At 64.6% G+C, this 19,856-nt stretch carries 25 protein-coding genes and 1 tRNA gene; 14 read left to right on the forward strand and 12 right to left on the reverse strand.

Going from position 1 to position 19,856, the window contains the following annotated elements:
* Positions 1-103: 103 nt before the first annotated feature.
* Positions 104-1,018 (forward strand): heat resistance protein YfdX1, encoded by a 915-nt coding sequence (yfdX1, locus tag MZTS_RS06490; RefSeq protein WP_192282680.1) that lies wholly within the window; start codon positions 104-106, stop codon positions 1,016-1,018.
* 102 nt (positions 1,019-1,120) lie between these two features.
* Entirely contained in the window at positions 1,121-2,008 is an 888-nt protein-coding gene (gene yfdX2 / locus MZTS_RS06495) for a heat resistance protein YfdX2 (protein WP_003606681.1), read from the forward strand.
* Positions 2,009-2,082: 74 nt separating this feature from the next.
* On the opposite strand, the gene MZTS_RS06500 is transcribed toward yfdX2, so the two are convergent.
* The 3 genes from MZTS_RS06500 to MZTS_RS06510 form a co-directional block, all read right to left on the reverse strand.
* A protein-coding gene (locus MZTS_RS06500) for an IS5 family transposase (RefSeq protein WP_422395642.1) occupies positions 2,083-2,861 on the reverse strand; the annotation gives its coding sequence in 2 pieces (ribosomal slippage) (positions 2,083-2,537 and positions 2,537-2,861; 780 coding nt in all).
* A 37-nt stretch (positions 2,862-2,898) separates the two neighbouring features.
* Positions 2,899-3,507, reverse strand: a complete 609-nt coding sequence (locus MZTS_RS06505) for an ImmA/IrrE family metallo-endopeptidase (protein WP_246482028.1) — start codon at positions 3,505-3,507, stop codon at positions 2,899-2,901.
* The gene (locus tag MZTS_RS06510; RefSeq protein ID WP_343068713.1) at positions 3,504-4,064 is read right to left on the reverse strand and encodes a helix-turn-helix domain-containing protein; all 561 of its coding nucleotides are present in this window, start codon (positions 4,062-4,064) and stop codon (positions 3,504-3,506) included. Before MZTS_RS06510 ends, MZTS_RS06505 begins: the two co-directional genes overlap by 4 nt.
* Between MZTS_RS06510 and MZTS_RS06515 the strand changes: the two genes are divergently transcribed.
* The 6 genes from MZTS_RS06515 (at position 3,966) to nucC (ending at position 7,838) form a co-directional block, all read left to right on the forward strand.
* Positions 3,966-4,205, forward strand: a complete 240-nt coding sequence (locus MZTS_RS06515) for a DUF2188 domain-containing protein (RefSeq protein WP_134490789.1) — start codon at positions 3,966-3,968, stop codon at positions 4,203-4,205. The genes MZTS_RS06510 and MZTS_RS06515 overlap by 99 nt on opposite strands.
* Positions 4,206-4,289: 84 nt before the next feature.
* Positions 4,290-5,213 carry an AAA family ATPase gene (locus MZTS_RS06520; RefSeq protein ID WP_192282682.1) on the forward strand — a complete coding sequence of 308 codons (924 nt, stop codon included), beginning with the start codon at positions 4,290-4,292 and terminating at the stop codon, positions 5,211-5,213.
* The gene (locus MZTS_RS06525; protein ID WP_192282684.1) at positions 5,210-5,686 is read left to right on the forward strand and encodes a hypothetical protein; all 477 of its coding nucleotides are present in this window, start codon (positions 5,210-5,212) and stop codon (positions 5,684-5,686) included. Before MZTS_RS06520 ends, MZTS_RS06525 begins: the two co-directional genes overlap by 4 nt.
* Positions 5,683-6,183, forward strand: coding sequence for an HORMA domain containing protein (locus MZTS_RS06530; protein ID WP_192282686.1), 501 nt, complete (start codon positions 5,683-5,685; stop codon positions 6,181-6,183). Before MZTS_RS06525 ends, MZTS_RS06530 begins: the two co-directional genes overlap by 4 nt.
* Positions 6,183-7,079 (forward strand): CBASS oligonucleotide cyclase, encoded by an 897-nt coding sequence (locus MZTS_RS06535; protein ID WP_192282688.1) that lies wholly within the window; start codon positions 6,183-6,185, stop codon positions 7,077-7,079. Before MZTS_RS06530 ends, MZTS_RS06535 begins: the two co-directional genes overlap by 1 nt.
* A gap of 33 nt (positions 7,080-7,112) precedes the next feature.
* Positions 7,113-7,838, forward strand: a complete 726-nt coding sequence (gene nucC / locus MZTS_RS06540) for a CBASS effector endonuclease NucC (protein WP_192282691.1) — start codon at positions 7,113-7,115, stop codon at positions 7,836-7,838.
* A gap of 28 nt (positions 7,839-7,866) precedes the next feature.
* On the opposite strand, the gene MZTS_RS06545 is transcribed toward nucC, so the two are convergent.
* The 3 genes from MZTS_RS06545 to map all read right to left on the reverse strand — a co-directional run bounded on the left by MZTS_RS06545 (position 7,867) and on the right by map (position 10,746).
* Positions 7,867-9,108, reverse strand: coding sequence for a tyrosine-type recombinase/integrase (locus MZTS_RS06545; protein WP_192282693.1), 1,242 nt, complete (start codon positions 9,106-9,108; stop codon positions 7,867-7,869).
* 154 nt (positions 9,109-9,262) lie between these two features.
* Complete coding sequence (locus MZTS_RS06550) at positions 9,263-9,889, reverse strand: JAB domain-containing protein (protein WP_009865140.1); 627 nt, start codon at positions 9,887-9,889, stop codon at positions 9,263-9,265.
* 17 nt (positions 9,890-9,906) lie between these two features.
* Positions 9,907-10,746, reverse strand: coding sequence for a type I methionyl aminopeptidase (gene map / locus MZTS_RS06555; RefSeq protein WP_192282695.1), 840 nt, complete (start codon positions 10,744-10,746; stop codon positions 9,907-9,909).
* A gap of 259 nt (positions 10,747-11,005) precedes the next feature.
* On the opposite strand from map, the gene MZTS_RS06560 reads away from it, so the two are divergent.
* The 3 genes from MZTS_RS06560 (at position 11,006) to MZTS_RS06570 (ending at position 12,612) form a co-directional block, all read left to right on the forward strand.
* Positions 11,006-11,266 (forward strand): zinc-finger domain-containing protein, encoded by a 261-nt coding sequence (locus tag MZTS_RS06560; RefSeq protein WP_009863349.1) that lies wholly within the window; start codon positions 11,006-11,008, stop codon positions 11,264-11,266.
* A 37-nt stretch (positions 11,267-11,303) separates the two neighbouring features.
* Positions 11,304-12,491, forward strand: coding sequence for an FAD-dependent oxidoreductase (locus MZTS_RS06565; RefSeq protein ID WP_192282737.1), 1,188 nt, complete (start codon positions 11,304-11,306; stop codon positions 12,489-12,491).
* Between the two features lie 34 nt (positions 12,492-12,525).
* A tRNA-Leu gene (locus MZTS_RS06570) sits at positions 12,526-12,612 on the forward strand.
* Between the two features lie 152 nt (positions 12,613-12,764).
* Here the strand turns inward: MZTS_RS06570 and MZTS_RS06575 are convergent.
* The 3 genes from MZTS_RS06575 to MZTS_RS06585 form a co-directional block, all read right to left on the reverse strand.
* Positions 12,765-13,730 carry a phosphatase PAP2 family protein gene (locus tag MZTS_RS06575; RefSeq protein ID WP_192282697.1) on the reverse strand — a complete coding sequence of 322 codons (966 nt, stop codon included), beginning with the start codon at positions 13,728-13,730 and terminating at the stop codon, positions 12,765-12,767.
* A gap of 151 nt (positions 13,731-13,881) precedes the next feature.
* Positions 13,882-15,135, reverse strand: a complete 1,254-nt coding sequence (locus MZTS_RS06580; RefSeq protein WP_192282699.1) for a GGDEF domain-containing protein — start codon at positions 15,133-15,135, stop codon at positions 13,882-13,884.
* 117 nt (positions 15,136-15,252) lie between these two features.
* Positions 15,253-15,633: a hypothetical protein gene (locus MZTS_RS06585; protein WP_192282701.1), complete on the reverse strand. Its 381-nt coding sequence runs from the start codon at positions 15,631-15,633 to the stop codon at positions 15,253-15,255.
* A 448-nt stretch (positions 15,634-16,081) separates the two neighbouring features.
* Between MZTS_RS06585 and MZTS_RS06590 the strand changes: the two genes are divergently transcribed.
* From MZTS_RS06590 to MZTS_RS06600, 3 genes are all read left to right on the forward strand, one after another.
* A complete protein-coding gene (locus tag MZTS_RS06590) occupies positions 16,082-16,531 on the forward strand; it encodes a thermonuclease family protein (protein WP_009866520.1) in 450 nt (149 codons plus the stop codon).
* Between the two features lie 175 nt (positions 16,532-16,706).
* Complete coding sequence (locus tag MZTS_RS06595) at positions 16,707-16,988, forward strand: hypothetical protein (RefSeq protein WP_009866519.1); 282 nt, start codon at positions 16,707-16,709, stop codon at positions 16,986-16,988.
* A gap of 12 nt (positions 16,989-17,000) precedes the next feature.
* A complete protein-coding gene (locus tag MZTS_RS06600) occupies positions 17,001-17,957 on the forward strand; it encodes an ATP-binding cassette domain-containing protein (RefSeq protein WP_192282705.1) in 957 nt (318 codons plus the stop codon).
* Positions 17,958-17,963: 6 nt separating this feature from the next.
* Here MZTS_RS06600 and MZTS_RS06605 read toward each other — a convergent pair whose 3' ends face one another.
* The 3 genes from MZTS_RS06605 to rplQ all read right to left on the reverse strand — a co-directional run bounded on the left by MZTS_RS06605 (position 17,964) and on the right by rplQ (position 19,815).
* Entirely contained in the window at positions 17,964-18,419 is a 456-nt protein-coding gene (locus MZTS_RS06605) for an NUDIX hydrolase (RefSeq protein WP_192282707.1), read from the reverse strand.
* A 236-nt stretch (positions 18,420-18,655) separates the two neighbouring features.
* Complete coding sequence (locus MZTS_RS06610; protein ID WP_192282709.1) at positions 18,656-19,120, reverse strand: transcriptional regulator, SarA/Rot family; 465 nt, start codon at positions 19,118-19,120, stop codon at positions 18,656-18,658.
* Positions 19,121-19,401: 281 nt separating this feature from the next.
* Entirely contained in the window at positions 19,402-19,815 is a 414-nt protein-coding gene (gene rplQ / locus MZTS_RS06615; protein WP_192282711.1) for a 50S ribosomal protein L17, read from the reverse strand.
* Between the last annotated feature and the right edge of the window lie 41 nt (positions 19,816-19,856).

Raw genomic sequence — 19,856 nt, forward strand, 5'->3', positions numbered from 1 at the left:
CAATCTCCCGCATAGCTCGAAGTGCGGCTTGTCAAGGCCGAGCAAGCCAAACCGAAACAGATTGAAATCTCAGTCAACTAACTTTAATTAGGAGCCCAAGATCATGAATATCAAACAGCCCCAATCAACCTTCTCCGCACTTGCCCTGGCGGTCGTCGTCGGACTTAGCGGACCGGCTCAGGCCCAATCGGCGGCAGGTTCTAGCCCAGGTGCTGCAGCACCCTCTGCCGCATCCAAGGCGGCGCAGCCACAGGTAGATGACAAGGCCGCCCGGGAAGCCGAAAAAAAGCGTGCTGAGCTCACTCAGGACGCCATCACGGCGCTCACCAAGACCCAGGAGGCTTTGACACTCCTTGATGCAAAGAAGACCAAGGAGGCGCTCGCTGCGCTGGAACTGGCCAGCGGAAAGCTGGAACTGGTATTGGCACGCGACGCCAAACTTGCTTTGGCGCCGGTCGATGTACGCGTCATCACCTACGATATCCACGCCAACGTGGAAACGGTGAAGAAAGCGGTCGAGTTGTCTCGGGAGTTGTTGGGTGATGGCGAGGTGCAAAAGGCCCGGCCCATCGTCGCCAATCTGGCCAGCGAAATCGTGATCGAAACCGACAACCTGCCGATGGCAACGTACCCGGCAGCGATCAAGTCGGCCGCACGGCTCATCGACAGCGGCAAGATCGACGACGCCAAGGCGGAACTCGCCCGAGCACTGAACACGCTGGTGGTGACCTCGGTCGCCTTTCCTCTGCCCGTGCTACGGGCTGAAGCCGCGATGGCAAAAGCTGAAAAGCTGGCCGAGACCGACAAGCGCGATGCCAAGCAGAACGAGGAGCTCAGCACCTTGCTGTCGTCCGTGCGCACGGAGATCGAGATGGCGCAGATCCTGGGTTATGGCAAGAAGGCGGATTTCAAACCCATCTTCGATCAGGTGAAGTCCATTGAGCAAAAGTCGGCTGGTGGCAAAAGCGGCAAGGGATGGTTCGACGAGTTGAAGACGCGCCTCCAAAAGCTGTTTTGAGGTGATGAAGGGGCCGACTGTTCGGTCGGTCAGTCTCGCGATGTTCGCAGTCAGCCCCAATAGATTCGCCTATTTTCACTAACTCATACGAGGCATATCACCATGAATGAGCAAACATCGAATCCCAATGCGACGAACAAAGAAATAAACGAACAGGCCGCGGTAAGCAGCCTTCCTGTCAGTCCAGAGGCCAAGCCTGAAGTCGTCACGGAGGTACAGCCTGAGGTTCAGAAGGAAACGGGCTCGCAGGCGGCAGACAAACGTAAACAAGTCCTCGATGAGGCCGTCTCGGCCTTGGCGCTGACCAAATCAGCGCTGGCCGCACTTGACGGCAAGGACGCTGCACGCGCATTGGCAATGCTGGCCGAAGTGACTGGAAAGCTGGAGCTGATTGTTGCGCGCGAACCCACGCTTGCCCTGGCCCCCGTTGATGTGCGCACCATCGTGCACGACTTGTTCGCCAACACGGAAACCATTGAGGCGATGACCGACGAGGCGCTGGATGCCCTCAAACATGGCGAGGTGCAACAGGCACGTCACGTGCTGGCTTTGCTGGCCAGTGAAATCGTGATCGCGGTCACCAACATCCCTCTGGCGTCCTATCCCGCAGCCGTGAAGTCAGTCGTGCCGCTGATCGATCAGGGCAAGATTGAAGAAGCCAAAGCCGCGCTGCAGGCAGCGCTCAGCACGCTGGTCGAGACGCGCAGCGTGCATCCGCTGCCCGCCCTGCGCGCCAGGCTGCTCCTGAAGCGCGCCGAGACCTTGGTAGAAGATGGTCAGCGGAGCGAAGCGTCCAATGAGCGCCTGGAGACATTCTTGAACGAAGCGCGGCAGCAGTTGGAAATGGCAGAACTGCTGGGCTATGGAAAGAAGAAGGACTTTGAGCCCCTGTATGCTGAACTCAGGAAAGTCAAGCAAAAGACGGCTGGGGGAGGCGGCGGAAAAGGCTGGCTCGATGAAATCAAGGCAAAGCTGTCCAAGTTGTTCTGAAACCGCTGGATAGGGCGTAAGAGGGGCGCGTCGCGCCCCTCTCTTTGCTCAGGAGTGTATGCTTTTTCACCCCATTAGGCCGCGTGGACGAACCTGATCCATAAGCGGATGCAGCCGAGCAGGGCGAAGCCGAGAAAGCTGGAAGCGGTGTGGTCGTAGCGGGTGGCCACGCGGCGGCAGTTCTTGAGACGGTTGATGAAGCACTCGATGCGGGAACGCAGGGCGTAGAGGCGTCGGTTGACGCTGTGCTGCACCTTGCGGCTCCGCTTGGTCGGGATCTCCGGCTGGGCCCCCCGGTCGCGCGCATCCTGCCGCAGGCGGTCACTGTCGTAGCCCCTGTCACCGAGCAGCACGCCGGGATCGCTGTCGCGCTCGGCCATGAGGTCGTCATAGGCGATTAGGTCGTGGGCCTCGCCGGGCGTCAGCACGACGCTGATGGGCAGGCCATCGGCATTGGCACGCAGGTGGAGCTTGGTCGAGAAGCCGCCGCGCGAGCGGCCGAGAGCCTGACTTTGGGTCCCCCCCTTCCTCCGGCAGCGCAGTGGTGCGCCCGGATGATGGTGCTGTCGATCATCTGGAGCATGTCGGCCTCGCCGCCGCTGTCGGCGAGCGCCTGCAACAGCACGTCCCAGATGCCGGAGGTGGTCCAGCGCCGGAACTGGCGGTGGACCGAGTTCCACTTCCCGAGTTCCTCGGGCAGGTCACGCCACGGCGCGCCGGTTCGGGTGATCCAGAAGATGCCGTCCAGCGTGCGCCGGTGGTCCTTCGGTGGGCGGCCGCCGCGGGCCGACTGCTCCGTCAGGAACGGGGCGAAGATCGCCCACTCCGCATCCGTCAAACGATCCCGAACCAAGGCCGACCTCCTCTCCAGAGGTCAGCCTCGAATCACGTCATCCGCCTCGGGGGAATCCCCCCTGTGCCGGTTCGTCCACGCGGCCTAGGACCGCTCGCTTCTGCGTATAACTGAGCCAGCGCAATGTCGCAGCAATAAGGGAAACACGATACCGATCCGCGCAATGGGCGATCATGTCGAGATCGACCTTGTCCCTTTCGGGGATCTGGCGACGGAAGTCATCGAGCGGCATCAGGAAGTTGGCAGCGAACACGTTGGCTTGGTGCTCTACCTGTCCGTATTCGGAATCCCAGCGAACCACATCCTGTTCACCGCAGCGGAAGCCATTCGGGTACGCCGCCCGGTGCAGCAGAAAGTGGCCGAACTCGTGGGCCAGCGTGAAGTTGATCCGGCCCTTCGAACTGATCCGGTTGTTGTAGATGATTCCCCAGCCCTTGCGGCCAGCCGGGGCTTTGAATAGAGCGCCATCGAAGCCCGGCAGACTGTCACCCTGAACGCTGATAATCGGGTCATCCGGAAACTGCTGCGCAGTGTATTCGCGCGCCACCGCCGGAATATCGATCGGAAAACGATCCGCCCCGAACACGGCATTCAGGAGATGGGTGATCTCGAAGGCCCAACGCTCGGGTGACAGGGGGCGTGTCATTCGTCGTCCCCCAAAAGATCGGCCATCCGCCGGATCTTGTCTTTGGTGGCCGCGTCCATTTTTCTGTATTTGCGAAAGAAGGCGTTGTCTGTGGCGTCTTCGACGCCGACCTTCTCGGTCGTGTCGATAAGGTAGTCAGCCGTGACACCGAGAACCGCCGCGATCTTTGCAACCTTATCGGCCGAGGGGCGCGGCGGATTCTTGTTCTCCAGCTCCCAAATGTAACTTTTGCTCGATTCAGCGAGTTCAGCGAGTTTGTCGAGGGTGTAGCCCTTCGCCTTTCGCAGATCCCGGATCTTGTCGCCTAGCGGCGTCGACACGTCATGCTCTCCATACTCCAAATCATTCTTGTTCAGAGTAGCGATATATGTGGTCCTTGACAACGCGCATTTCGCTTCCCATATTAAGTTCGGAGTAGAGGTACTTTTTATTTTATGACCCTGAGAGAGGATCAAGATATGGCGGATAAGCGTGGACCTGACACCCATCATGTGGTGCCAAACCATGATGGTGGGTGGGATGTTAAGCGTGGTGGCGGTGAGCGCGCTTCGGGACATTTCGATAGGAAGCAGGACGCGATCGACTACGGTCGGCAGGTGAGCCGCAATCAGGAAACGGAGCTGCGCATCCACAACAAGGATGGCCGTATCGGCCAGAGCGACAGCCACGGGCACGATCCCAATCCGCCGAAGGGCTGACCGCCCACCGCCGCGCCTGTCCGGGCGCGGCTTTTTTATGCGCAACATTCAACCACCGCCATCGGCGGCACGAGGCAAACGAAGATGCAGAAGCTGACGGCGGTGCAGAACGAGGATTTCAATCGACCAAAGGGCATCCAGCGTGCGCGCCGGCTACCCGATCCCAAGCTAGGCGTCCTCTGGGACTCGATCATCCTAGAGGAGCGTTTGAAGGCACAGCTCCTCTCTCAGGCGATGCTGAACTTTACGATGCGCGGCAAGGTCGATCGCAGCGTCATTCCATTGCACGGTGTGATCCTGCTCGTCGGACCGCCGGGTACGGGCAAGACCTCGCTGGCACGCGGGCTTGCGCATCGGACCGCCGAGACATTCCCGGGAAGCGGATTCCGTCTGCTCGAAGTCGGGCCCCACGCCTTAACAAGCTCAGCGATGGGCAAGACTCAACGTGCGGTGTCGGAACTCTTTTCACAGTCGATTGCAGAAGCGGCCGCTGCAGGGCCGACGATCGTGCTTCTCGACGAGGTCGAGACACTTGCCGCGGACCGGTCGAAAATGAGCTTGGAAGCCAATCCGATCGACATCCATCGCGCTACCGACGCCGTACTCGTTCAGCTCGACGCACTCGCCGAGCAGCACCCGAACCTTTTGTTCCTCGCCACCAGCAACTTTCCCCAGGCCGTCGACGCCGCGTTCACTTCGCGCTGCGATCTCGTCATGCATGTGCCCTTGCCGGATCGCGAGGCATGCGCACGCATCTTGAGGGACTGCCTGACCGGTCTTGGCAAGATCTATCCGGCCATCGCCAGGTTGCCAACCGCTGCAGGATTTGACCGTTGTGCAGCCGAATGTGTCGGGCTCGACGGGCGAGCCGTCCGCAAGATGGTTGCCAACGCTTTGGCCAGCAGCCCGCAGACGGCCATGAATCCGGAACGCGTGACGATCGAAGATCTCCTTGCCGCAGCTCGGGCCGCCAAGATGGGCCGTATGCCGGGGGGCAAGGCGTCATGAGCACCGTTGCCAGCCGCACCTTCAAAAGCACGCCTGAGCGTGACGCCTCGCGGACCTGGACGGTGATTGTCGATCTGTTGACCCAGGGAAAGACCGGCGATGCGCGGACTGAGCTTCTTGCCGTAGCCGGCGTCGCTGCCAGCGTGATCGCAGATCAGGCGCCGAAGGATGCAGCAATCACAGTGACCTGCGATGGTCCTCGGACCCGCATCTATTGTCTCTATGACGATGATGCTGTCGAGGGCTCGGGCGCCAATGAAGATGCTCTGGGCTTTGACCCTTTGAATGGGGACTGGCGGGTTTCTCTTCCCTGCTTGGCGGATGATCTTGCCTGGGTCCAGGGCGCCCTGAAGAAACACAGCATCCGTATTACGGCACGCGATCTTAACGAAGCGGTGTCCAACGCAGACGAAGCGGCAACAACGAAATCTCAGGCGCTAGTCTTCGATCCGAAGGGATTTCTCGGCTCATGACTAACGTCGCCGTCAACACCTATACGCATTCCGTCACCTATGTCGCGGATAACATCCTGAAGAGCCTGAAGGACATCATTCGCCTCAGCGGTCTCGATCCATCGGAGTTCGTCGGCGACTGGGAAACGCACATGCGCGGCGTTCAGACCTGGCTGAACACTGGCGATCTCGAAACCGTAAAGCTGGAAATCTACGATCCGAAAACCGATGCGCTGATTTTCCGATGGGACATCGATATCTCCTACGGCTGGTCGGGCGGCGACGGTAATTTCTGGACCGACACCGAACAGCTCAAATACGCAATCAGGAAGGCCGGCTTGGCTCCGAGCGAGGCTCGCTACCGGTTCTTATTGCACACGAAACCTGGCCGGCCCGATGTGATCGGGTGGAGCAAGACGACCGGGCGCTCGACGGACGGGATGGTGCGGCAAAGCCTCGGCACCACGGTTGAGCACAGCGGCCTTGGCGCCAGCACATCATATCTGAGGAGAGCCTGATGCTCACGGTCGATGAAGCATTCCGCAAATTCAAAAGCCGTCTCGAGCTGAACGACAGGGAACAGGCGAACGCGTCGGCGCGCCAGAAGGAAGTGCGGGATTATCTCGACACCAAATTCAAAATCGATCGGAGCTTTCTGACCGGCTCATACGCGCGCTGGACCAAAACGAAGCCCTTGAAGGATGTCGATATCTTCTTCGTTCTGAAGTCCTCGGAGGATCACTACCTCTCAAAAGCGCCATCGGTCGTTCTGACCGACTTTCATAATGCGTTGGTCGAGAAATATGGCGACAAGGCCAAGAAGCAGAATCGCTCGATCAACGTGGACTTCGGCGTGAAAGCCGATGCCGATGACAATACCGACTACCGCGTCATCAGCGTTGATGTCGTCCCGGCTTTCGACAAGGACGGCGATTTTGAAATCCCCGACAATGAACTCGGCAAGTGGATCAAGACCAATCCGCAGACCCATGCCGAGAAGGCGACTGCGGCGCATCAGGCCTATTCCAACGAATGGAAGGGCTTGGTGCGGATGGTGAAATACTGGAACAACAATCCGAAACACGGCGAGAAGCCGGTGAAGCCCTCGTTCCTGATCGAGGTCATGGCGCTTCAGTGCCTGTATGGCGGCTGGGGTGGCAGCTTCGACCGCGAGATGCAGGGGTTCTTTGCGACGCTCGCGGATCGGATCTTCGATGAATGGCCCGATCCAGCGGGGCTCGGTCCGGCGATCAGCAATGGAATGGACACCTCCCGCAAGACCCGTGCGCGCGAACTTCTGCGAGCAGCCGAGCGCGAAGCCACGCTCGCAATCGATCATGTCCGCCGCGGCAGGAACGGTGAGGCGCTGCGAGCCTGGCGCGAACTGTTCGGCCCGAAGTTTCCGCTGTCCTAACGGCAGGCGCTAGAATCACAGTGAGGTTTACCGATGTCCGAATGGTCCCTGTCTCAGCTTCTTTCCTCGCTGCATGAAGATATTCAGCAGCGTCTCGCAACCGTTCGGAAGTCATTCAACCATCCAGGCACGAAGGGTGATGCCAGCGAGAATGTCTGGATCAGCATGCTGGAGACGTATTTGCCTAAGCGCTACCAAGCGGCGAAGGCACATGTGGTGGACAGTCTCGGAAACTTCAGTCAGCAGATCGATGTGGTGATCTTCGACCGTCAATATTCGCCATTCATCTTCACCTACGAAAACGAGACCATTATTCCCGCTGAGAGCGTCTATGCCGTTTTCGAGGCGAAGCAGACGGCGGACGCCAATCTGGTCGCCTACGCGCAGGAAAAGGTCGCGAGCGTTCGTCGCCTGCATCGCACGAGCCTTCCCATCCCATATGCGAAGGGCGTCTACCCTGCCAAGCCGCTGATTCCGATCTTGGGCGGTCTCCTGACCTTCGAAAGCGAGTGGAGTCCGGCACTGGGACCGTCATTTGAGAAGGCCCTAGTCGCCGACGCTGGCGACGGACGCCTCGATATCGGTTGTGTCGCATCGCATGGCCATTTCTTCTTCGATCAAGTCGCATCGAGCTATACGTTCGTCAAGGAGAACAAGCCGGCGACGGCGTTCTTGTTTAAGTTGATATCGCAGCTTCAGTTTAGCGGCACCGTGCCAATGATCGATGTCGAAGCTTACGGTCAGTGGCTCACGAAATGACTTATTAGGGCCTAATGGACGCGCTGCTTCAGGCGGCCTCCTTCAGTCGGCGCTTGGCGATCAGCGCGCGGACGAAGGCGTCCCACCTTTTCATGCCTGCGCGCTTCTCGGGCATGTAGTTCCACCGGTCATAATTCTTCGAGCTCACGTCCTGAAGAGCGTGGTTCTGGATGCGGTCACGGATTTCCTTCGACACGCCTGCTTTGCCGGCGAGGGTCTTGAAGGTGCGGCGCAGGTCGCGGTTCGTCGCGTAGGGGATGACCCCGCGATCGCGCTGGCGCCAGACGAAGCTGTAGAGCGTGCCGTGGCTGACTGGTTTGGATGGGTCCTTCGCTGACGGGAAGAACCAGCCGTATTCGTTCGGCTTGATCGACCCGATCAACTCGGCAGCAAGCGATGGCACGGGGACCGCGTGGGGCTGAAGGTTCTTCGTCTTCGACCAGTCGATGATCTTCTCCGCTGCGTCCCATTGGTCAATGTGGAAGCGCGCGATCTCCTCGACGCGCTGGCCGGTCAGCATGATGAGCTGGACGGCGCGCGGATAAGACGGGTGAACCGGTGTGTCCGGGCATTCGAGCCAGCGATAGAGCTGATAGAACTCGTCCTCGGTCAGCCAGCGGGTGCCTTGGACCTTCGGCTCGGTGGGGATGCCGGTCGCCGGGTTATAGGGAAGTCGAAACCGGCGCGGCGAGGTATGGCGGTAGTCGTGCTCCGACTTCATGCCCCAGCTATAGGCTGCGTGGACATAGGAGCGGACATGATCGGCCATGGACCGCGCGCCGCGCTCGTAAATGGGGCGGATAAGTTCAACGATCTCGTCGGCTTCGATCTCGCGGGCGGGGCGGTTCCGACCTAGCGTGTCAGCGATCTTGTTCAGTCCCTTTTCGGTCTCCTTCCACGAGGGCTTGCCGGTAGCCTTCAGGGAGTCGACATAGCCTGCGAAGAGGTCTGCGACGGTCCCTGGGCGGGTATCGTTCGCGATCTTGATGCTTCGGCCCTTTTGGATGACGTCCGCGAAATCGCGCTTAAAGACCTCGCGCGCGTGGGCCAGCGATGTCGAAGGGTAGGAGCCGAGCTTCTTCTTCGTGCGTTTTCCGTCGCGCCACTGCTGAGCCATCCAGTCGGCCGTAACGCGCTTGGGCATGGGCTTCAGGACGAGAACCAGGCGACCCGTGCCGCGGCCCTCTCCGTCGGCCAGGTTTTCCTGCTTTCCGCTCAGCTCAACTCGCTTGAGCGCCTGTCGAATTGTGCCATCTGTCAGGCTTGGCATAGCAGCACCTCCATCGCCGCAACTGGGATCGGTGGAGGAGAAACCGGGATCGGTAACCGGGGACGGAACGCCAGTTGCTACCCCTCTAACCGCCCCCAATATGCCAAAACCGCACCCTGTACGCAAGGCAGAAAAGCTACGTGTTTCAATATGCTTATGCGTGATCCAGCGTGATCACTGAGGGATAAGTGGGGTGGTTGTGGGCGAGAATGATGGCGGTGGAGGAGAGTTCGAGCGCCCGCCGCGCCACCTCGCGGGTATAGACCGGCGTGTGATCGACGGTGCCGCGGCCCTGCACCTCGTCGGCGATGAGATGGTTGCGCCGGTCGAGGAACAGCACCCGGAATTCCTCGCGGGCGGCGAAGGCCATGGTGGTGCGCAGGTACTCGATCAGGGCGCTCCACGAGGAGAGCAGCGGGCGCGCGGCGATGGCCCCGCGGGCGAGGCGCCGGCCGGCGGCCTCGATCAACTTCAGATCGTTGACGACGCCCGCACTGACGCCCTCCACCTCCGCGAGCCGGGCGGGCTCGGCGCTGACGACCTCGGCGAACGAGCCGAACCGGTTGATCAGCGCCTTGGCGAGGGGCTTCACGTCCCGCCGGGGAATCGCCCGGAACAGGGCGAGTTCGAGCAACTCGTAATCGGCCAGCCCCTCCGCGCCCTGTTCGGCGAAGCGGGCGCGGAGGCGTTCGCGGTGGCCATGGTAATGCGGCACCTCCTCCGCAGCGGCCGGGACCGGCGCGTCGGCGAGGCCCGGCAGTTCGGCCGTCCGGCGGGTCATCTCCCGCGGCTCCGCCGTCAGTCGGCTTGCGGGCCGTGCGGCTTCGGCTGGTCGAGCCCCTTGGGCGAGAGGGTGAAGATCTCGCAGCCCTCCTCCGTCACCGCCACCGTGTGCTCGAACTGCGCCGAGAGGGAGCGGTCGCGGGTCACGGCGGTCCAGCCGTCGGAGAGCACCTTCACCGCCGGCCGGCCGAGATTGATCATCGGCTCGATGGTGAAGAACTGCCCCGGCTTGAGCGGAACGTCGTAGCTCGCCTCGACGTAATGCAGGATGGTCGGCGCGTCGTGGTAGACGCGGCCCAGGCCGTGGCCGCAGAAATCCCGCACCACCGAGCAGCGCTCGGCTTCGGCGTAGGTCTGGATCGCGCGGCCGATATCGGTGGTGGAGCCGCCGGGCTTCACCGCCGCGATGCCGCGCATCAGCGCCTCGTAGGTGATCTCGCACAGGCGCTGAGCCTTGCGCGGCACCTCGCCGATATAGGCCATGCGGCTCGAATCCCCGTGCCAGCCGTCGAGAATCAGGCAGCAATCGAGGTTGACGATGTCGCCCTCGCGCAGGGGCTTGTCGTTGGGGATGCCGTGGCAGACGACGTGGTTGATCGAGGTGCAGATCGACTTGCGGTAGCCTCGGTAGAACAGAGAGGCCGGATAGGCCCCGTGATCCATGCCGAACTCGAAGGCGAGGTTGTCGAGATACTCGGTGGTCACCCCCGGCTGGGCGGCCTCGACCAGGAGGTCCAGGGCTTCCGCCGTGAGGCGGCCGGCCCGACGCATCCCCTCGAAACCCTCCGGCCCATGGATCGGCGGCTCGGGGGCGCGGCGCCCGCCTTCGGCGACGGCTTGCTCTTCACGGCTCATGGGAGGATCGGGCGCTTGGGAGGAGAATGCGAGGCGAACACCCCGTCTTACGCCGCGCCAGGGCTGACGCCAACCCGAGCGCGCGCCTTGTCTTCGTCAGGGCAGCGCTCTCGGGAGCGCATGCCGCGCGGGAGAACAGCTGCCGTCTAGGATTGTGGCCGCGAACGCGCTAGACCGAAGCCTCCGTTTCGACAGCCGGGTCCGGCCGCGCCCCCTCGCGCCGACGGGCCTCGGCGAACGAGCGCTCCAGGGACGTGCGATGGCTGACAAGGCGGTTCCCCACTTCCACAATCAGGCCGGCCTGCGCGTGATCGCGGTGGGTTCGAAGGAGTTCATGTGCATCGGGGCGCTGCCGCCCTTCGATCATCCGCATGTCTTCCTCGACATGGGCGGCGACACGGAGATCATCTGCCAATATTGCTCGACCCTGTTCCGCTACGATCCGAAGCTGAAATCCGGCACCGCGGAACCGGCCGATTGCCTCTGGACCGACGCGGCGCCCGCGACGAAAGCGGCCTGATCGCCTTCCGCTCCCCAACATCCTCCTCATGACGGCCATGGCGGCGCTCTCCATCGTCATCGTCGGCGCAGGGATCGGCGGCCTCACCGCCGCCCTGACCCTCTCCGGCGCTGGCCACTCGGTCACGCTGGTCGAGCGGCGGACCGGCTTCTCCGAGGTCGGCGCGGGGCTTCAGCTCTCGCCGAATGCCAGCGCCGTCCTGATCGGCCTCGGCCTCGGCGCGGCCCTGCGGCGGGCCGGCGACGAGCCGCCGGGCGTCACCGTGCGGGCGCTGGCCACCGGCCGCGTCATCGGCGGCATCCGCCTCGGGGCCAGTCTGCGCGAGCGGCACGGGGCGCCCTATTACGTGATGCACCGGGCCGACCTTCAGACTCTGCTGCTCGATGCCGTGCGCGGGCGCCCAGGCATCCGCCTCTGCGTCGGGCGCGAGGTGAGCGACCTGCACGAGACCGATGCCGGCATCAGCCTGACGATACGTAGCGTCGACGGCGACCGCAGCGAGACGCTGAAAGCCGACCTCGTCATCGGCGCCGACGGAGTCCGCTCAAATCTGCGGCGGCGCTTCGACGGGCGGCCTTTGCGCCTTCACCGCCAGGCGGCGTGGCGGGCGGTGATCCCGCGGGAGGCCGCGCCGGAGCTGCTTCAGGGCAGCGAGACCGGCCTGTGGCTTGGGCCGAAACGGCACGTCGTCCATTACCCGATCAATGGCGGCAAACGTCTCAACGTGGTGGCGATCGCCCCCGAGCGCGATGGCGACGAGGATTGGGGCCGGCTCGGCGATCCGGCGGTCCTGCGCGACCATTTCCCCGATGCGGCGGCACCGCTGATGGATCTGCTCGGCCTGCCCGATACCTGGGTGGTGTGGTCCCTGGTAGACCGCCCGGCGGCGCGGCCGATGGCGCGCGGGCGGATCGCGCTGCTGGGCGACGCGGCCCATCCGGTGCTGCCGTTCCTGGCGCAGGGGGCGGCGCTCGCCATCGAGGACGCGGCGGTGCTGGCGGCCAGCCTCGCCGGAGCGGCCGACATCCCGACGGCCTTGGCGGCCTACGCCAAGGCGCGGCAGACCCGGGTGCGCGCGGTCCAGCGCGCCGCCTGCCGCAACGGCCGCTTCTACCATGCGGGCCGGCTGGTCGGGCTCGCCCGGGACACGGTGATGGCCCATCTCGGGCCCGATGGCATGAGCGCGCGCTACGCCTGGATCTATGGCTGGCGCCCGCCGGCTTGATCTGCCCTCGCCGGCCCGCTACCGCTGCGGGGATGCGGACGTGGCGAAACCGGTAGACGCACGAGACTTAAAATCTTGCGGCCGCAAGGCTGTGCGGGTTCGAGTCCCGCCGTCCGCACCAATCCGTCGAAATCGCAAGTACCGCCAGCAAGATACTGACACGCAGGTGTTTTTCGGCGCCCACCGCGACAAAGGGCGCTACGAAGCGGCCGTTCCCATGACCTCCCTGAGCCGCGCCCCGAATGGCGATTGGCTCGCCCGCAAAGGCATCCCCTAAGGACACCGGATCGCGCGGCAGGTGACGAGGACGAGGCCCATCGCCGTCCCCACCAGCACGTCCGGCAGGTAATGCCCGCCCGCCCCGAGGGTCGCGACGATGATCGCGGCATTGAGGAGGATGGCGAGCAGGCCGATCACCGGCACCGGCGCGAGCGCCCAGGCGGTGAGGACGGCGAGACAGGCGTGAAACGAGGGAAAGGTCACGAGGCCGCGAATCTCGGAGAGGGCGAGGGTCGGCATCGTGCCGCGGCGCAGGGCGTGCAACGCATCGAGATGCCAGAGGGCGCCGACCGTCTCCCAAGGCCCGTCGGGATACATGCGCGGCTCGTAGAAGGCATAGGGACCGATCGCGGGAAACACGGCCGAGATCAGCACCGCGGCGAGCAGGGCCACCGAGAACAGGCGGGCGAAGCTCCATAGGCGCGAGACCCGTGACATCGCGCTGAGGGCGATGACGACGAGGCCGACCTGTGGTCCGCTCGAATGGTAGGCGAGCGCCAGCCAGCGGGACAGGCCCGGATGCTCGGCGAGGAGGGCGAGCCAGGCCGGCCAGTCGAAGCCCAGGGCCGCTTCGAGCCGGGCGAGAAACGGATCGGTGAGCGGCCGCGCCAGGGTAGCGGCGAGGTAATGGAGAATGGCCGCCGCCGTGGTGAAGGCGGCGAGATAGGCGCTCGACAGGGCCATGGCCCGCAGTTTCGGCTCCGGCTTGACGGCGCTGAACAGGACGGAGAGCGCGAGCAGAACGGTCACGGTCCCGAGCACGACGAGCAGGCCGGGCCAGGCGAGGCCGATACCGGCGGCGGCGAGCCAGATCGCATCGAGCCCGGCGAGGATGGCCACAAGGGCCCAGAATCCTGGTCCGGGGGCGGCGATGCCCGCGCTCAGCGTTCGCAGACGGTGCAGACCGGCCGGCGGACCGGCCTTCCCTGAGCCGGCCCAGCGTTCCTCGTCGAGCAGCATCCGTCGGTCGCCCCTTCCTGCCCGCGACCATCCAGCCGCCCCGAACGGGAAGACGCGGCAGCGCGCAATTTGTTCGGGACGGAGTAGGTCTCATCCCAGATCCGTTCGATCCCTTCGGGATGGCGGATTCGGGCTTCGCTCCAGTGCCGTCTCAGGCCGGCGGCGTGCTCACCTGCGCGCGGCCCGCGCCTTCCTCCAACCGGTTCGCATTGGCAGCGGGCATGAAGATCTCGACGCGATCCCGGCCGTCGCTCTTGGCGGCGTAGAGCGCGAAATCCGCAGCCTTGAGAAGATCCGGCACTTGGATGCCGCATTCCCGCGCCCGTCCGCGGGCGGCGGTGACCCCGACGCTTGCCGTCATCCTCGCCCCCGACGGGCGACCGGGATGACAGATGGCGAGATCCGAAACCGCCAGCCGGAGCGCCTCCCCCGCGACGCGCACCGCAGGCGGGTCCGCTCCCGGTAGGAAGACCGCGAATTCCTCACCGCCGTAGCGCCCGGCCAGCCCGGCGCGGGCCTCGACGCAGGCCTGGAGCGCCTCCGCGACCACGATGAGGCAACGATCCCCCTCCGCATGGCCGGCGGTGTCGTTCAGCTGCTTGAAATGGTCGAGATCCACGAGGATCACGCCGAGCCACGCATCCTGCTCCGCAGCCAGACGCCAAGCCTCCTCCAGCCGCTCGGAGAAGTGGCGGCGATTTGGCAGCGCCGTGAGCGAGTCGGTCTCCGATAGCACCGTGAGGCGGGCATTGGCACGGGCGAGCGCTTCGGCCTGAAGCTTCACCCGCAGACCGACGAGGAAGCTGTTCCGCCCATCCCATTCCCGGGAGTAGATGAGCTTCAACGGCAGCAGGATCAGCCCGGCGACGAGCAGGGGCAAGCCATTCCGGTCGAGGCTGCAGAGGCCGAAGGCAACGACGAGGCTGCCATAGAGGGCGAGCGATGCGCCGCAGAACCACAGGCCGTGCCGGAACGGCATCGGCGCGATCAGACCCACCACCAACGGGACGATGCTGGCAAGGACGACATAGACATCGGCATGGGGCGGCGGGGCCAGTCGGGCGCTGTTGAGAACGACGACAATGTCCACGAGGACGGTGGCGAGGGCTGCGGCGGAGATCCGCACCGTCGAGGGACGCCCGCGCAGGGAGAGGATGGCCAGCAACGCAACCGGGCAGAACAAACCCAGCGTCATCGCCAGCGGCACGATGAAGCCCTCGGGGCCGAACACGTCGCGGTCTATCGCGAGAGAAAGGACATTGAAGAACGTGAAGAGGCCAAGCCAGGACTGTACGTAGAACCCGTCCTGCCGGGCCGTCTCGGCGCGGTACTCCGCTTCGAGTTCGGTCGGCAATTTGAGCCGGTACCACGGGCGCCTCAAGCCAGCTTCGATAGACGACAGCATCGATATACCAAGGCCAGCCCCTTGCCGGGACTTGTGCTAACTCAGCTGAGCGTCCTTACTCAATACTTAATCACAGCGAGCACACAGCAACCTCATCGAGCACGGGTGGCAGGCCGCTCAGCGTCCCGATATCGCCGAGACCGGATCGCCCGGATTCCCGTAGCCGCGCCTGGCCGCCTCACGATTGACGATGCCGAAGCGCAGAACCGCTTCCTCCAAGTAATCGACCGCCCGCACGAGGTGGCGGCGCGCCCGTTCGATCTCTTCGGCCTCGGCATCGTCCGGTGTCTCCGCCAACGCCACCGACGCGATCAGCACCCGGTCACGCTCGTCCTCGACCCGCCGGTCCCGCTCGATACGCCCTCGCACATCGGCATCGAAGGCCTTGATGACCGCCCAGGGAAAATCGTCCTTCCGGCCGGCATGGGGAAAAGCCGCGGTCAGGCGCCGCGCCTCCGTGGCCGCCGCGCGCACGAGATCTGCTAAAGTCATCGTCAAGCTTCCGCCGCTACGCTGCCGTCTTCCTGTCCGATCTCCCCCGTCAACGGCGAAAGCACGGCACCCGATGCATCCGGCAGCTTTTTCCTCCCGGACCGCCAGCCGGAGCGGCAGAAGAACGGGCGCCGTCGGCGAGCAACCGATAGCCGGCCACGAAAAGGGCACAACATCTGCATTAGGCTCGGCCGCAAGACGTGCGCTCCGCCCTCCCGGCCCGACGGATCCAGGGCCGACCGGATCGGCGGAAACGTGTGGGAGTCACTGTCGGCGCGCCCTTGGGCTGCGCCGGAGTAGCATGGTGCTTTCGATGAGACGAACGGGATTCATCGGTGTCGTCGTCCTCGCCGCCAGTGCGGCCGGTCTCTGCTCATCCTTGGCGAGCGAGTCTCGGGTAGGAGAGTCTCAGGGAGGAGAGTTTCGGGCGGACGCCTCGCGGGCCGGCGAGAGCGTGACCGGACGGGCGCGGGTTCTGAGCGGCGATACGCTGCTCGTGGGCGGACGGGTGATCGGCCTCTACGGGGTGGCGGCCCCGGGGCTCAAGCAGAGCTGCCTGAACGCGCAGGGCCAGAGCTATGCCTGCGGCGCCCACTCGGCCAAGGCGCTGGCCGCCCATCTGAAGGAGACGCCCGTCACCTGCCAGATCCGCGAGACGGATGCCTATGGCCGCGCCATCTCCGTCTGTCTCCGCGACAAGGAAGATGTGAGCGCTTGGCTGGCGGAGAAGGGCTTGGCGATGGCAGAGCGCGGCGGGAAGGCCGCTTATGTCGGCGCCGAGACCGTGGCCTGGGGCAAACGCCTCGGCCTGTGGGCGGGCTCCTTCGAGGATCCGACCAGCCGCCCGCGCACCAGCTATGTGCGGGCCAACGCCCTGGCGGACGCCCAGCCGGAGGCGCGCTGACCGCCGCCCGGCAGAGACGTTTTCCCTGCCTTGCGGTCGGCCTGCTCCGGTGCCACCTAATCGGCTGCGCGCAACGCGGTTGGGTGCCGGTATCCACGGCCCGAAGCGTCGGATCATCACGGCCTGCCTGTCCGGCAGGCTCCGGCGGCGTGCGTCAGGAAGTGAGTGAGACGTCATGCAGTGCCCGATCGCCGTTTCCGCCCTCCTGCTGTCCGGCTTAATGCTGGCGACACCCGCCCTGTCCCAGGAGGGGGCGGACCAGCGGCTCACGCCCACCGGTCGCAGCGTCACCGCGACGGGCCAGACCAAACCGCCGGCTCCGGGCATTTCACAGGGGCAAATCACGCCGGCATCTCAGGAGCAGATGATCAGGGCCCAGCGCGCCGCCCGCGACCGCGACAAGGCTTGGGACGCCAAGATGAACAAGACCATGGGCTCGATCTGCAAGGGCTGCTGACGGTAGCCCTGCGTGATCCGGTTCGAAGGCGTCACGAAGCGCTTTCCCGGTGCGGAGCGCCCGGCGGTGGAAGCCCTCGACCTCACGGTGGCGGAAGGAACGACCTGCGCGCTGATCGGCCCTTCAGGCTGCGGCAAATCGACGACTCTGCGCATGATCAACCGCCTCGCCGAGCCGGATGAGGGGCGCATCCGCATCGACGGCCGCGACATCGCCGACGGTGATCCTGTCACCCTGCGGCGTGGGATCGGCTACGTGCTCCAGGGCGTCGGCCTGTTTCCCCATCGCAGCGTGGCGCAGAACGTGGCGACCGTGCCGACCCTGCTCGGCTGGCCCCGTGCCCGAATCGCTGCGCGGGTGGACGCGATGCTCGCCCTCGTCGGGCTCGATCCCGGTCGGTTTCGTGATCGGCGGCCCGATGCCCTGTCGGGGGGCCAGCGCCAGCGGGTCGGGGTGGCCCGGGCGCTCGCCGCCGATCCGGCCATCCTGCTGATGGACGAACCGTTCGGCGCGGTCGATCCCGTCGCCCGGACGCGGCTTCAGGCCGAGATCGGCGCCATCCTCAAGCGGCTGCGGAAGACGGTGATCCTCGTCACCCACGATATCGGCGAGGCCCTGCATATGGGCGATCAGGTCGCGCTGATGCGGGACGGCCGCCTCGTCCAATCCGCCTCGCCCGACCGATTGCTCGTCGCGCCCGCCGACGCCTTCACCGCGGATTTCTTAGGGGAAGGGCGAAGCCTGCGGCGCCTCGCGCGCCTGCGGGCCGGCGATTTTGCGCAGGCCGATGCCGTGGAGGGGATGGCTCCGACGATCTCCGATGAGGCCAGCCTGCAGGAGGCGCTCGACCGGATGCTTGCCACCGGCACCAACCGTCTCGCACTCGGCGACCGAAGCCTCACCCTCGATGCGGTGCGGAACGCCGCCCGAGCAGTTTCGGAGCGTGAGGCCGATCGAACTCCGCCGTAGCGGAGTTCAGCCCTTCTTCGGATCGCTGTTGCCCGCCGCACGGATCAGACCCGCGAGCCCCGCCTCGATGACCATGTCGGCGGCCTCGGAGGGAGAGAACCAGCGTGCCTCCCGTTGACCGCGCTCGGGGAACTTCTTCAACTGCTTGCGCACCTCCAGGGGAAACACCTTCACCTGACACAGCACCGCGTCACGGTTCTTCAGACGTTTCTCGTAAAGGTAGAAGCCCAGCGGACGCTTCCCGACATGGCCGACGATGCCGGCCTCCTCGTAGGCCTCGCGGGCGGCCGCCTCGTAGGGCTTGCGCCCCTTCATCGGCCAGCCCTTGGGGATGACCCAACGTCGGGTCTCGCGGGAGGTCACGAGCAGAATCTCCGTCCCCCCTTCGGGCGTCCGGCGCATCGGCAGAACGCCGACCTGGGGCCGCGCTTCGCGGCTGATCTCGATCGGGCCGGCCGTCATGCTTCTGAAACGCCCCGCGGCCGGCGCAGTTCGCGCTCGACTTTTGCCGCCGGGCCTGTGTCGCCCGAGCGGAAACAACGACAGAACAACTTGAAGGCTTGATGACGGGAGAGCACGCCGCTGCGACCGAAGCTATCGTCGCTCCCCGGTGATGGGCGACGCCGCTCGATAGCGGAAGCGAACCTCAGGTCTCAACCGAAATTTAATCGGCAAAAGAAATCCGGCATTCTGCCGCGTCAGCCCGCCGCGCAGAGATTTTCGATCAGAGCGTTCAGGTCGGCTCGCATCGCCTGAATCTCCGGCTCGGACATATTGAGCTGACACATCACCGATTGACGCACCGCCACCGCCTGAGCCCGTAGGGCACGCCCCTGATCGGTCAGGGAGATCTCGACCTCGCGCTCGTCGGACTGGCGGCGGCTGCGGTTCAGGAGGCCGCTCGTCTCCAGGCGTTTCAGCACCGGCGTCAGCGTTCCCGAATCGAGGCGCAGGCGGCGGCCGATCTCGGAGACGGTGATCCCGTCACTCTCCCACAGCACCAGCAGCACGAGATATTGCGGGTAAGTCAGCCCCATCTGCTCCAGCATCGGCCGATAGGACTTCGTCATCCTGTGCGCGGCCGCGTAGAGCGCGTAGCAGAGCTGGTTGTCGAGCAGGAGCGGATCCCTCAGCACTTCCGAGGCTTCGTTGGGAACATTCACGGTTCACATCCTGCCGCTCGACAATGCCTCCGGCCGGCAGCGCCCGGACAATCAGCGCCTGCAACCGTCAATTCTCATCCTGCGCCGCGCATTTCACGATAACGGAACGAGGACGGCAAGGTACATGCACAATTGTCCCAGGGCCGGTTTTCCCAGTCCTTTCTCAGTGCATGCTCGCACGCCAAGTCCCGTTCAAGCAAAAAGGCGGCCGTGAGGCCGCCTTTCGCATGGATCGATCAGGCCCGGACAATCGCCGCCGCTCGTCGCGGCGAGCGGTTTCCTCAGGCGGCGTCGGCCTCGACGGAGGTCGGGCCGGAATCCTTGCCGCGGGCATCGACGTCGCGGTCCACGAACTCGATGACGGCGAGCGGGGCGTTGTCGCCGTAGCGGAAGCCGGCCTTCATGATGCGGCAATAGCCACCCGGACGCGACTGGTAGCGCGGGCCGAGAACCGTGAACAGCTTCTTGACCATGTCGGCATCGCGGATCTGCGCCATAGCGAGACGGCGGGCATGGACGCTGTCGGTGCGGCCGAGCGAGATCAGCTTCTCGACGACCGGACGCAGGTCCTTAGCCTTCGGCAGGGTGGTGACGATCTGCTCGTGCTTGATCAGCGCGGCGGACATGTTGGCGAACATCGCCTTGCGATGCTCGGCGGTGCGGTTGAAGCGGCGACCGCGATAGGCGTGACGCATGGTGGCTGGTCCTTCTCAGTCACGGCCGCCGTGCCACGGTA

The sequence above is a fragment of the Methylorubrum zatmanii genome (assembly GCF_014845115.1).
Lineage (GTDB): Bacteria > Pseudomonadota > Alphaproteobacteria > Rhizobiales > Beijerinckiaceae > Methylobacterium > Methylobacterium zatmanii.

Coding starts and splice junctions, on each gene's coding strand:
- yfdX1 (WP_192282680.1), top strand. CDS start 104: ATGAATATCAAACAGCCCCAATCAACCTTCTCCGCACTTGCCCTGGCG.
- yfdX2 (WP_003606681.1), top strand. CDS start 1,121: ATGAATGAGCAAACATCGAATCCCAATGCGACGAACAAAGAAATAAAC.
- MZTS_RS06505 (WP_246482028.1), bottom strand. CDS start 3,507: ATGACACGCCCCCTGTCACCCGAGCGTTGGGCCTTCGAGATCACCCAT.
- MZTS_RS06515 (WP_134490789.1), top strand. CDS start 3,966: ATGGCGGATAAGCGTGGACCTGACACCCATCATGTGGTGCCAAACCAT.
- MZTS_RS06510 (WP_343068713.1), bottom strand. CDS start 4,064: ATGTCCCGAAGCGCGCTCACCGCCACCACGCTTAACATCCCACCCACC.
- MZTS_RS06520 (WP_192282682.1), top strand. CDS start 4,290: ATGCAGAAGCTGACGGCGGTGCAGAACGAGGATTTCAATCGACCAAAG.
- MZTS_RS06525 (WP_192282684.1), top strand. CDS start 5,210: ATGAGCACCGTTGCCAGCCGCACCTTCAAAAGCACGCCTGAGCGTGAC.
- MZTS_RS06530 (WP_192282686.1), top strand. CDS start 5,683: ATGACTAACGTCGCCGTCAACACCTATACGCATTCCGTCACCTATGTC.
- MZTS_RS06535 (WP_192282688.1), top strand. CDS start 6,183: ATGCTCACGGTCGATGAAGCATTCCGCAAATTCAAAAGCCGTCTCGAG.
- nucC (WP_192282691.1), top strand. CDS start 7,113: ATGTCCGAATGGTCCCTGTCTCAGCTTCTTTCCTCGCTGCATGAAGAT.
- MZTS_RS06545 (WP_192282693.1), bottom strand. CDS start 9,108: ATGCCAAGCCTGACAGATGGCACAATTCGACAGGCGCTCAAGCGAGTT.
- MZTS_RS06550 (WP_009865140.1), bottom strand. CDS start 9,889: ATGACCCGCCGGACGGCCGAACTGCCGGGCCTCGCCGACGCGCCGGTC.
- map (WP_192282695.1), bottom strand. CDS start 10,746: ATGAGCCGTGAAGAGCAAGCCGTCGCCGAAGGCGGGCGCCGCGCCCCC.
- MZTS_RS06560 (WP_009863349.1), top strand. CDS start 11,006: ATGGCTGACAAGGCGGTTCCCCACTTCCACAATCAGGCCGGCCTGCGC.
- MZTS_RS06565 (WP_192282737.1), top strand. CDS start 11,304: ATGGCGGCGCTCTCCATCGTCATCGTCGGCGCAGGGATCGGCGGCCTC.
- MZTS_RS06575 (WP_192282697.1), bottom strand. CDS start 13,730: ATGCTGCTCGACGAGGAACGCTGGGCCGGCTCAGGGAAGGCCGGTCCG.
- MZTS_RS06580 (WP_192282699.1), bottom strand. CDS start 15,135: ATGCTGTCGTCTATCGAAGCTGGCTTGAGGCGCCCGTGGTACCGGCTC.
- MZTS_RS06595 (WP_009866519.1), top strand. CDS start 16,707: ATGCAGTGCCCGATCGCCGTTTCCGCCCTCCTGCTGTCCGGCTTAATG.
- MZTS_RS06605 (WP_192282707.1), bottom strand. CDS start 18,419: ATGACGGCCGGCCCGATCGAGATCAGCCGCGAAGCGCGGCCCCAGGTC.
- rplQ (WP_192282711.1), bottom strand. CDS start 19,815: ATGCGTCACGCCTATCGCGGTCGCCGCTTCAACCGCACCGCCGAGCAT.